This is a genomic window from Rudanella paleaurantiibacter (assembly GCF_009184635.1).
GTDB lineage: Bacteria > Bacteroidota > Bacteroidia > Cytophagales > Spirosomataceae > Rudanella > Rudanella paleaurantiibacter.
Genome location: NZ_WELI01000009.1, coordinates 168445 through 180913 on the forward strand (window position 1 = coordinate 168445; position 12469 = coordinate 180913).

The 12469-nt window shown below is 54.4% G+C and carries 9 protein-coding genes; 6 read left to right on the plus strand and 3 right to left on the minus strand.

Translation table 11 applies throughout. The features are described 5' to 3' along the window. Positions 1-32 precede the first annotated feature (32 nt). The 6 genes from F5984_RS19735 to F5984_RS19760 all read left to right on the plus strand — a co-directional run bounded on the left by F5984_RS19735 (position 33) and on the right by F5984_RS19760 (position 8211). Positions 33-815, plus strand: a complete 783-nt coding sequence (locus F5984_RS19735) for an APH(3') family aminoglycoside O-phosphotransferase (protein ID WP_152125938.1) — start codon at positions 33-35, stop codon at positions 813-815. A gap of 19 nt (positions 816-834) precedes the next feature. Next, positions 835-1521, plus strand: a complete 687-nt coding sequence (locus F5984_RS19740; RefSeq protein ID WP_152125939.1) for a hypothetical protein — start codon at positions 835-837, stop codon at positions 1519-1521. A gap of 191 nt (positions 1522-1712) precedes the next feature. Further along, entirely contained in the window at positions 1713-4010 is a 2298-nt protein-coding gene (locus tag F5984_RS19745; RefSeq protein WP_317163129.1) for a peptidylprolyl isomerase, read from the plus strand. A 153-nt stretch (positions 4011-4163) separates the two neighbouring features. Next, entirely contained in the window at positions 4164-5537 is a 1374-nt protein-coding gene (locus tag F5984_RS19750) for a peptidylprolyl isomerase (protein ID WP_152125941.1), read from the plus strand. 109 nt (positions 5538-5646) lie between these two features. Further along, a complete protein-coding gene (locus tag F5984_RS19755) occupies positions 5647-6609 on the plus strand; it encodes an AAA family ATPase (protein WP_152125942.1) in 963 nt (320 codons plus the stop codon). 138 nt (positions 6610-6747) lie between these two features. Next, positions 6748-8211 carry a M48 family metalloprotease gene (locus F5984_RS19760; RefSeq protein ID WP_152125943.1) on the plus strand — a complete coding sequence of 488 codons (1464 nt, stop codon included), beginning with the start codon at positions 6748-6750 and terminating at the stop codon, positions 8209-8211. Positions 8212-8554: 343 nt separating this feature from the next. Here F5984_RS19760 and F5984_RS19765 read toward each other — a convergent pair whose 3' ends face one another. The 3 genes from F5984_RS19765 to purL all read right to left on the minus strand — a co-directional run bounded on the left by F5984_RS19765 (position 8555) and on the right by purL (position 12408). Beyond that, positions 8555-9157 carry a nucleotidyltransferase family protein gene (locus tag F5984_RS19765; protein WP_152125944.1) on the minus strand — a complete coding sequence of 201 codons (603 nt, stop codon included), beginning with the start codon at positions 9155-9157 and terminating at the stop codon, positions 8555-8557. Between the two features lie 86 nt (positions 9158-9243). Continuing rightward, the gene (gene truA, locus F5984_RS19770; RefSeq protein ID WP_152125945.1) at positions 9244-9978 is read right to left on the minus strand and encodes a tRNA pseudouridine(38-40) synthase TruA; all 735 of its coding nucleotides are present in this window, start codon (positions 9976-9978) and stop codon (positions 9244-9246) included. Positions 9979-10119: 141 nt separating this feature from the next. After that, positions 10120-12408 (minus strand): phosphoribosylformylglycinamidine synthase subunit PurL, encoded by a 2289-nt coding sequence (gene purL / locus F5984_RS19775; RefSeq protein WP_152125946.1) that lies wholly within the window; start codon positions 12406-12408, stop codon positions 10120-10122. Between the last annotated feature and the right edge of the window lie 61 nt (positions 12409-12469).

Below are 12469 nucleotides of genomic sequence, written 5' to 3' on the forward strand. Positions count from 1 at the left end.
TTTGGTGCACGAATCCGAACGAAGAACGACGTATGTTTTCAGACACACTTCCTGACGAACTAAAGCGTTTGGTTCAAAACCATAACTGGACAGCGGCCACCGAAGGGAAATCGTCGGCACAAACGTTCCGGCTCGATGGGCCGGAACGTTTGTTTCTCAAAATCGACAACCCCGAACCAGCCGGAGGCCTCCAACGCGAAGCCGAAGCGCTACGGTGGCTCCGGCAATACCTACCCGCTCCTGAGGTACTTTACTTCGACCGGGTTGGTAGTCGGGATTTTCTGCTCATGCGGGCGGTTCCGGGTCAACCGGCATCGGCCGAGTGCTGGCAACAACACCCTACCCGACTGGCCGAAACGCTGGGGCACACCCTGCGAACCCTGCACGCGATTGACCCGGCGAGTTGCCCGTTCGACGCGTCAACCGAAACCAGACTACGCGATGTGGCCATTCGGGTAGAGCACGGGCTGGTTGATGTGGAGGATTTCGACGACGAAAACATGGGTCTGAGCCCGCAGGAAATTTTACACCAATTGCACACCCAGAAGCCATTTGCCCAGGACGACCGGGTGGTGACGCACGGCGATTTTTGTCCCGATAACCTCCTGCTCGCCAACTGGACCCTAAGCGGGTTTATCGACCTGGGTCGGCTGGGCGTAGGCGACCGCTACGCTGACCTGGCCCTGTGCGAGCGTAGCCTCCGGCACCTATTTGACACCGACCGGTACAGTGGCCACTTTTTTAGGGCGTACGGGCTCGATACCGTCGACCTTGACAAGCTACGCTATTTTCGACTGCTCGACGAGCTGAACTAAGAAACTGTTTACATTACACATGCCAACCAAGTTTGCCGTTTTTGTCGTTCTGCTGCTGGGGCAGGTGGCCTGCGCTCCCAAAACCGTGCTAACCGCCGAAATGCAGCCCCGCACCATCAAAGCCCTGAATCTGGAAGAAACCCTGAGCCAACGCGACGAGGTGATGCTGGCCTATGCCCTCACGGCCTACGATGCCAACAACCGGGCAGTGAGCGTTGTGAATGGGGGCTGGGGGGTATCGTCGGTACGCAAAAATGAAGAAATCGCCCTGGCCCAAAAGGCACAACCGTTGCAACTTAACGTGCCGAAAAATGGCCGGGTGGTTGCCTCGGTGGTACTCATTGAGGTAGATGACGCGGGGCAGGCCCAAACCATGCTGAACCAGATTCGGCAGATTCACAACGTGGTGAGTGTACCGGCGGGTCTGCTTCTGACCGCTACCGAAGTGCTTACCCCGCTCAAATACATCACCATCGGGCTTACCGCAGCCGGACTGGGCGTTAAACTCGTTGATCAATTCAACGACGACGACCTGCTGGGCCAAAGCAGTGCCGAGTTAAACGAGAAAGACCTGGTTTCTGGCACCACCACGAGCCGTACCATCTCGGCCAACCTCACAGGCACCAACCTTCGCGACACCTATGCGTACCAGCTCCAGTACGACGTTCGGCTAAAAAGGGTAAAAATGACGGTGGCCCGTCGCTAAAATGGCGGTATCTTCGTTGTTTATTCAGGAGAGCCGGGATTTGGCCCTTTATAGTCACGCCGAACGACTCGACGTAGTTTATCGTTTTTAGTTTTTGGTTAATCGTCAGCGACGAGCCGGTTCTTCGGCATTATGCCCGTAGCCACCTCGTCGACAGACGAAAAGCTGAACTCCACTTAATGGTCTTTACTTTGTTTTCATCCCATACGCGCCTGCTCGCAGCAACGGTTTTACTGACAGCAGGCTTTTCCGGCTGTAAAACCGCCACTACCCCCATTCAACAGGCCGCACCCGCTCAACCAGTTATTCTGAGCATCGGCGACCGTACCTTCTCGACCGACGATTTCTTCCAGGCGTTCACCAAAAATCAGATTTCCGGCGACTCAGCCGGGCGCATCGATATTAAGGAGTATTTTGAGCTGTACACCAACATGAAGCTGAAAGTACTCGCGGCCGAAGCAGGCGGGCAAGATACAACCGAGGCTTTCCGTGAAGAAATGGCCACGTACCGCAAGCAATTGGCTCAGAACTACCTGACCGATAAGGAAGCCGTGGAAACGCTTGCCAACGAGGCTTACCAACGGATGCAGCAGGAGGTCGATGCGTCGCATATTCTGATTCCGGTAGCCGAAGACGCATCGCCAGCCGACACACTCCGGGCTTATGAAGAAGTTCAGGCCATTCGGAAGCGGGCCCTTGCGGGTGAAGAGTTTGGTCAGTTGGCCCGGCAGTTTTCCAAGGATGCCCAAACCGCCCAGAACGGCGGAAATCTGGGTTACTTCACGGCCTTTGCTACCGTGTACCCACTCGAAACGGCAGCCTATACTACCCCTATTGGAAGCATTTCGGCTCCTGTACGCACCCGTTTTGGCTACCACCTGATTCGGGTCAACAACCGCCGGGCCAGCCGCGGCAAAGTGCAGGTAGCGCATATTCTGCTTCGAATCAGCCCTTCGGCCGACCCCGCCGGTCAGCAACTGGTCAAAACCCGCATCGATGCTCTGTACGACCGGCTCCAGAAAGGCGAATCGTTTGAGATGCTCGCCCGCGACAACTCCGACGATGCCACTTCCCGCAACAACGGGGGCATTTTACCCCCCTTTGAAACGGGCCGCAACGTACCCGCCTTTGAAGAAGCTGCCTTTGCGCTCACTACACCCGGCAGCTACTCCAAACCCGTGCTGACCAACTACGGCTGGCATATTCTGAAACTGATTGGCCGCAAACTACTTGAGTCGTATCTCGAACTCGCGCCCGCTCTGCGCCAAAAAGTAGTGACCGATACCCGCGCCGACGTGCTTCGGCATGCCCTCGAACAGCGGCTCCGGCGCGAATACACCGTAACCGAAGACAAAACTACCCTGACGGCCCTCACGGCCAAAGCCGATAGCAGCCTGCTACGTGGGCAGTGGAAAGCCGTTTCGCTCACCGATGCGGCCCTGCTCAACAAGCCCCTGTTCAGCATCAACAACACGCCGTATCAGGTTGCGCCCTTCGTGCAGTACGTACAGCAAAAGCAGTCGCCCCGACAGGCAGGCTCTGACCCAGCCGTAGTGATGCAACGCCTGTACAATCGGTATCTGGTCGATCAGCTGATTCGGACAGAAGAAGAAAACCTTGACCGTAAATCACCGGAATTCAGAGCGTTGCTGACCGAAATCCGCGATGGCGTATTGCTCTCGGCTATGATGGAAACCAACGTCTGGGAGCGGTCGATGGCCGATTCGACGGGGCAACGGCAGCATTACGAAGCGAACAAGAACCGGTACAAAATGCCCGAGCGCGTGGTAGCCACCCTGATTGAAGCCAGCAGCGACGAGCAACTGAAGCAGGTAAACACTATGCTGACGGCCAGCCCTTACCAGTTGCGCCGGTCGTCGCCCGCAGTCACATTCGGGCTTAACGAAACCGCTGTACCCGCTACCGGGCGCGACGCTCTGTATCAGTTACTGGTTACGATGGTGCGTAATGGCGATTACCTGGTTGAAGTATCGGGAGCGCAGGAAGCTGGCGAACGCGACACCGTTTCGGCGGCCCGGATTCGGTCTGTGGTGAGTTACCTGAACCGCAACGGTATTCCGCTCACCCGGATCATGGAAAAAGACAACAAGGCGTTTGGCAACCCGGCCAACCCGCGTCAGGTGACGTTCCAGTTTTTCTCGACCAATAAACTCGACGTGGCCAAGGCCATCAATGCCTCGAAACCGAACTCAGTCACCATCACAGAGGGTATTTTCGCGCGGGGCACCTATGCGATGCTCGACGCCCTGCCCTGGAAACCGGGCACCGTGACTACCCCCGACGGGAACCGACTGGTGCAAATAACCATCAGCCGGGTTGAACCGGCCCGACTCAAAACCTTCGCCGAAGCGCGCGGTACGGTTATCAACGAATACCAGGCTATCCTCGAAAAACAGTGGCTGGCTTCGCTCCGGCAACGGTATCCGGTCAAAATAAACGAAGATGAGATGCGGAAGCTAGCGAAATAAAAAAGAGTGAATGAGCCAAAGAGTGAATGAGCGAACGCGACACCACTCATTCACTCTTTAGCTCTTAACAATATTTAAGTCAGCTGCTGAGTTAAAAACCAGCCTGATACCGTTATTTTTGTAGCAGGGCCACTCGGCCCCTTTTTTGATAGTATGCGAAAACTACCTGTTCAAACGCTTTTGGTGGCCCTGGGTCTCCTGTTTTCCGGAGTTGCCTTCGGCCAGGGTCAGGGCGTTAGCCTGAATAAAGTCATTGCCCGGATCGACAACTACTACGTGCTTAAGTCCGACGTAGAAGAAACCAAACAGTCGTACGTAGGTCAGAACCAACCTGCCCCGCCCACCTGCCAGATTCTCGAAAGCCTTGTCATCAACAAAATGATGCTGGCCAAAGCCGAGATCGACTCTGTAGTGGTTGATGATAAGGCGGTCGATAATCAGCTCGACAGCCGGATGTCGTACATGATTCAGCAATTTGGTTCGGAGAAAAACATTGTGGAGGCTTACGGAAAAAGCCTTGAGCTACTCAAAAGTGAGCTTCGCCAGCAAGTAAAAGAGCAACTGCTGGTGCAGAAAATGCAGCAAAAAATCACCGACGACGTGAAGGTGACTCCGCGCGAAGTGAAGAAATTCTTCGAAAGCATTCCCAAAGATAGCCTTCCGTACATGCCCGCCGAAGTTGAAATTGGGCAAATCGTGCGGTTCGCCAAAGCCACCCGGGAACAGAAAGATGTACTGCGTCAGCGCCTGTTAGACATCAAGAAACGCGTGCAGGCCGGTGAAGATTTTGCGGCTCTGGCGAAAGAGTTTTCGGAAGACGTAGGCTCGGCCGAGAAAGGCGGAGACCTGGGTTTTGCCAAACGCGGCATGATGGTGGCCCCATTTGAAGGAGCCGCCCTGAAACTGAAACCCAACGAACTATCGGACATTGTGGAGTCAGAGTTCGGTTTTCACCTCATTCAGCTAATCGAGACTCGCGGGGCCGAGTACCACGCCCGCCATATTCTGCTCCGCCCCGATTACAACCGTCTGGATGTAAACGAGCCGACCCGGTTTCTGGATAGTCTGCGGACCCTGATTGTGGCCGATACGCTCAAATTCGCGAAGGCTGCCAAAGATTTCTCAGAAGACAAAGGTACAGCCGATGCGGGCGGTCTCCTGCGCGACCCCCAATCGGGTAGCTCGCGGCTTTCAATGGACGGCACCATGGAATACGCTTTGTATTCGATGCTCGACACTATGCAGGTCGGTTCCGTGTCGAAGCCCCTGCCTTACCGGACAGAAGATGGCAAAAGCGCTATGCGGATCTTGTACTTCAAGACCAAAAACCCACCGCATACGGCTAATTACACGCTCGATTTTGAGAAACTACAGAACATTGTGACGGCCAATAAAAAGAACCGCGCCATTGATGAGTGGTTCCGAAAATCGGTCAGTGAGGTCTTTATCACTGTCGATCCGGAATTTAACGAATGTCGGGTTTTTGGTACCTCCCAAAACAGTGCGTCGGCCACAGGAGGAAATTAACGTAAAATCGAGTTGACAGTTTACAGTTTTCGGTTTTCAGTTGTTTCTTAGCAGAAGCAAGGCGAAAAACCTTACGAACTGTAAACTGCAAACTGTAAACTATTCAACCGTGCCCTATACATCTGATGTCGCGGCTGCCGAAGCCCTCAATGATTCCTACAAAAAACTCAAAGCCGAAATCTCTAAAGTGGTCATTGGGCAGGACGATACCGTTCGGCTGCTGTTGACCGCCATCTTCTGTCAGGGGCACTGTCTGCTGGTGGGGGTTCCGGGCCTGGCCAAAACCCTGCTGATTCAAACCATTGCCAGCGCGCTGGACCTTGATTTTAACCGGATTCAGTTTACACCCGACCTCATGCCGTCTGACATCCTGGGCTCCGAAACCCTCGATCAGGAGCGCAACTTCAAGTTTATCAAAGGACCGGTGTTCGCCAACATTATTCTGGCCGACGAAATCAACCGGACTCCGCCCAAAACCCAGTCGGCCCTGCTCGAAGCCATGCAGGAATACGCCGTCACGATTGCGGGGCAGAAGTACAACCTGAGTCGGCCATTTTTCGTACTGGCTACGCAAAACCCCATTGAGCAGGAAGGTACCTACCCCCTGCCCGAAGCCCAGCTCGACCGGTTTATGTTCAATATCTGGCTCGACTACCCCTCGTACCAGTCGGAGCTTGATATTGTAAAAAACACCACCACCGACACCCGGCCGGTGGTTCAGAAAGTCATTTCGGGCGAACAGATCACCGAATTCCAGCATCTGGTACGCCGGGTTCCCGTGGTCGACAATGTGATTGAGTACGCCGTAAAGCTGGTCCACAAAACCCGACCGAATACTGAGTTAGCCTCACCCGACGCCAATAACTACCTCGAGTGGGGTGCAGGTCCGCGGGCATCGCAGGCTCTTATTCTGGCGGCCAAGTGCAATGCCCTGCTTAACGGCAAATACTCGCCTGATATTGAAGACGTACGGGCGGTAGCTCTCCCGATTCTACGGCACCGGGTTGTTCGGAACTTCAAAGCCGAAGCCGAAAATATCTCCGTTGATGAGCTTGTAAAGCGCCTTTTATAAGGTTATTCGGACTTCTTATCCTGTGACAAAACAAAACGGGCCTCGTCAGTAGTTGATGCTGACGAGGCCCGTTTATACGTTTGCTACGGGCCACTTGCATTCGGGTCGTAGGTTTACCATCATTCAATTTTGTTTATTATGCAGTCTATTCTCACACGCGCTCTTATTGCCGGCTTCCTTCTGGGTGGGCTGGCCTGTTCGCGCAACCCCGTCACGGGCAAGCGTGAAGTTATCCTGATGTCGAAAGAGCAGGAAATTGCCATTGGTCAGCAATCACACCCCTCTGTTGTGGCCAGCATGGGTCTTTATGAAGACAAGAAACTTCAGGATTTCATCAACGAAAAGGGCAAAGCTATGGCCGCTATTTCGCACCGGCCCGACCTGCCTTATCAATTCTACATCGTCGATTCGCCAGTTGTCAATGCGTTTGCCGTACCGGGTGGCTATGTGTATTTCACGCGTGGCATCATGGCTCACTTCAACAACGAAGCTGAGTTTGCGGGGGTATTAGGGCACGAGATTGGGCACATTACCGCCCGGCACTCAGCCCGCCAGCAAACCAGCCAATTGCTCGGTACACTCGGCGCTATTGGGGTTGCCATTGCTGTTCCACAATTAGGTGAATCGGTCATGCAAGGCGCGCAGGTTTTGTTTTTGAAGTACAGCCGCGACCACGAGTCGGAGTCTGACAAAATTGGGGTAGAGTACTCCAGTAAAATTGGCTACAATGCCGTTGAAATGGCCAATTTCTTTGGTACGATCAAGCGCATTCAGGATAATGCTGGCCAAGCCGTACCCACCTTTTTGTCGACACACCCTGATCCCGGCAACCGTTTGACCCGTGTGCAGGGTCTGGCCAAAGAGTTTCAGGCCGCCAACCCGCGCCAGTATGCGGTTGAGCGCGACCGGTATCTACGCATGATCGACGGGATTGTATACGGCGAAGACCCCAAGCAGGGTTTTGTGGAGAATAATATGTTTTACCATCCAGTACTGAAGTTCCAGTTTCCGGTGCCACAGGGCTGGAAACACCAGAACTCGCCTGAGCAGTTTCAGATGGGGGCAGCCGACGGTAAATCGGCCATGATTCTGATGCTGGCCAAAGGCAACTCCCTCGATGAGGCCGCCCAGACGATGGTGAAAGAACTGAACCTGAAAGTGCTCGAAAACGGCCGGACAACCATTAATGGCAATCCGGCTCTCGTGATAATCTCGCAGCAGCAGCCGCAGCAACAACAACAGGGGCAACCGCAACAGCAGCAGTCGGCGCAAAACACCCTGCAACTGGCAACTTGGCTTATTCAGTACAATGGAGGCATTTACGCCCTGCACGGTCTTTCGTCGGCAGCTGATTTCAACAGCCGCCTGAACTCGTTCCGTAGTGTGGCCGAAAACTTCCGCGCCCTCACCGACCGCGAGAAGCTGAACCGTCAGCCCGAACGTGTACAGGTGGTGCAAGCCCCGCGCGATGGCTCCTTCCGGGATGTAATGTCGGCCCTGAATATGCCTTCAAACCGACTGGAAGAGCTGGGCACCCTCAACAGTATGCGCGCCGACGACCGCGTCAATCGGGGCATGCTGGTAAAGGTTATTCAGCGATAGAACCTCGATTATCTACATATCTTGTGGTTGATAGAACTCCTAAACAGGATGTTCTGTCAACCACAAGTATTTTAAGGTGAGTTATGAAAAATGGCTGGCCGGCGCGGCAAATACCTGTCAAATAGGTATTGGTGTAAGCTTAGTCCATGATTTATAGTACTGAATCAAGCAATTGAATTAGCCAATTGAACGCGGATGACGCAGATCGGGCAGATGCACGCAGATTCCCTGTCTCAATCCGCGAAAATGGGCGCAATCGGTGTTATCCGCGTGCCAATTTCTTAGTCCTGAGCAAATGTCCAGTACTTAATCATAATTCGCATTATGTTGAGCCTTTTCCGACCTAGTCCGATTTCCGGCCGTAGAATCGCTCCAGATCCTGCGGGGAATCCAGGTCAATCAGGCCCTGTTCAAACGGCACTTCGGCACAGTCGTCGCGGTGTTTGACGATAATCCAGCGCGCGCCTTTATCACCAGTCAGGCCCAGCAACTCGTCAATATATTTGGTGGCAAATAAAGCCGGTACACCCAGCGGCCCCTCTTCGCCGTACCTGGAGGCCACAATGCCTTTCTCACCGTCGGCAAACATCTCGACCAAACGTACCAGCAGCCCGAGTGATACATGGGGCTGATCGGTCAATAATACGAGTACCCCGTCGAGCTTCTTCTGGGTCATGTAGAGCCCGGCGAGGCCCATTTTCAATGACGAGGAAAGCCCCTCTGCATGCCGGGGGTTATCGATAAGCGTAACCGGAAGCCCCTCCAGTTCATCGGCAATAGCGTGCCGATTGGCCCCCAGGACCACCGTTACTGGGCCTTTGTCGAGGGCCAGGGCCATCTCCGTGATCCGGCGGACCAGCGTTTTCCCTTCGTGAACAAGTAATTGCTTCGGCTGCCCCAACCGCGACGAGGAGCCAGCCGCCAGAATAACAGTTCCTATTGTCATGATGTATGGTTTCTGATTATAGGTTTTTGTGGTGAGTGGGTTGATGAACTCATTCTGATTGCATTTGCACAACCATAAACCCTGCGCTAGACAATTCCTTCGGGATACCCAACCTCGTACAAAAACAACCCACTGGCCGGAGCGGCCCGCCCGGCAGCCCGGCGGTCGCGCGCGAGAATGATCTGTTCAAACTCTTCCGTAGTCATGCGCCCCTGCCCTACCTCAAGTAAGGTGCCCACAATGGCCCGTACCATGCCCCACAAAAACCGGTTGGCCCGGATATGAAACGTCAGGTCATCGCCTGTTTCGGGAAGCCACTCTGCCCGGTCGATGGTACAGTGAAAATGTTTCACAGCCGCCTTAGCCCGGCTAAAACTTTGATAATCGGTATGTTGTAACAGCACGCAGGCCGCCTGATTCATGGCTTCCATATCGAGCGGATACCGGAAATAGTACGACTGCATGTGCCGAAAGGCATCCTTCTGGCGGGTAATCCGGTACTGATAATACCGCGAAATAGCCGAGAAACGGGCATGGTCGTCGGGTTGTACCGGAAAAATCCGACGAATCGCAATGTCGGGCGGCAGCATGGCATTGAGCGAGTACGTAATCTGCTCAAGATCATCTAACGGTTCGGGCAGATCGAAATGGGCGTACTGCTCATGAGCGTGTACACCGGCATCCGTACGACCGCTCCCCAAAATACTCACCGGTTGCCGTAACCGTCGACTCAAGGCCCCTTCAATTTCAGATTGTACACTGTGGCCATTGGCCTGAATCTGCCAACCGTGGTATTGGGTTCCACAATAGGCAAGTTCCATGAAATAACGCTGGCTCATTTACGTCTCATAAAAGCATGTCCGCTACAGTAACCTGTAGCGGACGTTTTAATGGTAGTGATACGTATTAGTTATCGAAAGCACCCAACACGTACCACACAATATCAAGGCAGGCTCTTTACGCTACGCCATAATAGTACCCAGCGCGTTGTCGTACAGAGCCTTGGCATCCGCTACAGACATGAGCGTCTGATCGTCGATCACAAACGCGCCCTCCGTTACAGCCCCGATCTGTACACAGGGAACCCCGCTATCAGCCACGGCCGATTCGAAAGCCTCTTTCTGAGCGGCTGACACCGACACGACAACCCGGCCCTGTGCTTCGCCAAACAGAACCGCATCGAGCCGGAATGCCTCCGAACCGCCCACGGTAGCCGTCTGAATATCAAACCCAAGGTTACCCGCCATTGCCGATTCCGCCAGGGCCACGAACAAACCACCGTCTGACAAATCGTGTGCCGACTGCACCAGTTTTTGGCGAATCAGTTTGTTCAGCGCCTGCTGCATAGCCAGTTCGGCTTCCATATCAAAGGCTGGCGCTGGCGAGGCCTTCACACCCCGGTACGAATACAGATATTCCGACGAAGCAATGTCGTTGCTCGACTGACCAAAGAGGTAAATAGCATCGCCCGGTTGCCGGAAATTGAGCGTCATGCGGTTGTTCGTGTCTTCCATCAGACCGAGCATGCCGATGGTTGGCGTTGGGAACACCGGCCCATCGTCTGACGATTGGTTGTAGAAACTCACGTTACCACCCGTCACCGGCGTACTGAACTGGCGGCAGGCTTCGCCCATGCCTTTCACAGCCTCCACAAAGTGCCAATACACCTCAGGCACGTACGGATTACCAAAGTTGAGGTTATTAGTGACCGCCAGTGGCTCACCTCCCGAGCATACAATGTTGCGGGCAGCCTCGGCCACGGCAATTTGCGCGCCCACATACGGGTTCGCATTTACGTAGCGGCTGTTGCAGTCCACCGTGATCACAATCGACTTATCGGTCGATTTACCGTCGGGTGTTTTCACCCGCACCACGGCTGCGTCGGAGGGGGCGTTGGTACCCCGGTTGGCCGTGCCCACCATCGAGTCGTACTGCTCATAAATCCACCGACGCGAGCACACATTGGGGTGCGTCAGCAGGTGCTTGGCCACTGCCCCGATTTCGGTCGGCGTCACATCAGCCACCGTAGCGGCATCAAACTTGGCAAACTCCTGAATGTAGGCTGGTTCGCGATATTCGCGGTGATACTGCGGAGCCCCACCACCCAGCACGAGGTCATGCGCGGGTACATCGGCAACAAGCTGACCATTCCGGTAGAAATGCAGCCGCTGCGTGTCGGTTACTTCGCCGATCTGCGCACAGTGGAGGTCCCACTTCTCAAAAATCCCGTTGATAATATCTTCTTTGCCCTTCTCAACCACCACGAGCATCCGCTCCTGCGACTCCGACAGCAGAATCTCGAACGGCTCCATGTTAGCCTGCCGGGTTGGTACTTTGTCGAGGTCGATAATCATGCCATGTTCGCCTTTAGCACTCATCTCCGACGTCGAGCAGATAATACCGGCCGCGCCCATGTCCTGAATCCCGATTACATACCCCGACGCAATGATTTCGAGGGTCGCTTCGAGCAGGAGTTTTTCCATGAACGGGTCGCCTACCTGCACTGCGGGCAGTTTTTCGGTCGAAGCCGCGCTGATGTCTTCTGATGCAAACGTGGCTCCGTGAATCCCATCTTTACCCGTTGCCGAGCCGACAATGAACACAGGGTTACCCACGCCATACGAGGTGGCTTTGGCTACCTTTCCCACCTCGACAATCCCCGCCGAGAAAGCATTTACGAGCGGGTTAGTGTTGTAGCACTCATCAAAATATACCTCACCCCCAACCGTCGGAATCCCGAAAGCGTTGCCGTAATCGCCAATCCCTTTGACAACACCGCGCAATAGCCGCCGGGTCTTGGGCAGGTTGAGATCGCCGAAACGAAGCGAGTTGAGCTGAGCAATGGGGCGGGCACCCATCGTAAAGATGTCACGGTTGATACCACCTACACCGGTGGCTGCTCCCTGATACGGCTCCAGAGCCGAAGGGTGGTTATGCGATTCAATTTTGAACGAACACGCCAGGCCGTCGCCAATGTCCACCAGACCGGCATTTTCTTCGCCTGCCTTGGCCAGCATCCGCTCTGAGTCACGGGGGAGCGTCTTAAGCCAGACAATTGAGTTTTTGTACGAGCAGTGCTCCGACCACATGACGGAGAAGATGCTCAGCTCCGTAAAATTGGGTTGGCGACCCAGAATACTCTGGATACGCTCAAACTCTTCAGGGAGCAAACCCAGCTTGCGGGCGGTTTCAACAGTGGGCAATGCAGCAGCGGAGGCTTGTTCAGCAGGATTCTGATCGATGATTTCCACGAAGAAAAGAAAATTTTGCCGGTAGGCGAACGAACGTTTACCCGTTAAAAACGAAGCATTT

Excerpts from the sequence above, each read along its gene's own strand:
- F5984_RS19735 (WP_152125938.1), top strand. The coding sequence starts at position 33 with ATGTTTTCAGACACACTTCCTGACGAACTAAAGCGTTTGGTTCAAAAC.
- F5984_RS19740 (WP_152125939.1), top strand. The coding sequence starts at position 835 with ATGCCAACCAAGTTTGCCGTTTTTGTCGTTCTGCTGCTGGGGCAGGTG.
- F5984_RS19750 (WP_152125941.1), top strand. The coding sequence starts at position 4,164 with ATGCGAAAACTACCTGTTCAAACGCTTTTGGTGGCCCTGGGTCTCCTG.
- F5984_RS19760 (WP_152125943.1), top strand. The coding sequence starts at position 6,748 with ATGCAGTCTATTCTCACACGCGCTCTTATTGCCGGCTTCCTTCTGGGT.
- F5984_RS19765 (WP_152125944.1), bottom strand. The coding sequence starts at position 9,157 with ATGACAATAGGAACTGTTATTCTGGCGGCTGGCTCCTCGTCGCGGTTG.
- truA (WP_152125945.1), bottom strand. The coding sequence starts at position 9,978 with ATGGAACTTGCCTATTGTGGAACCCAATACCACGGTTGGCAGATTCAG.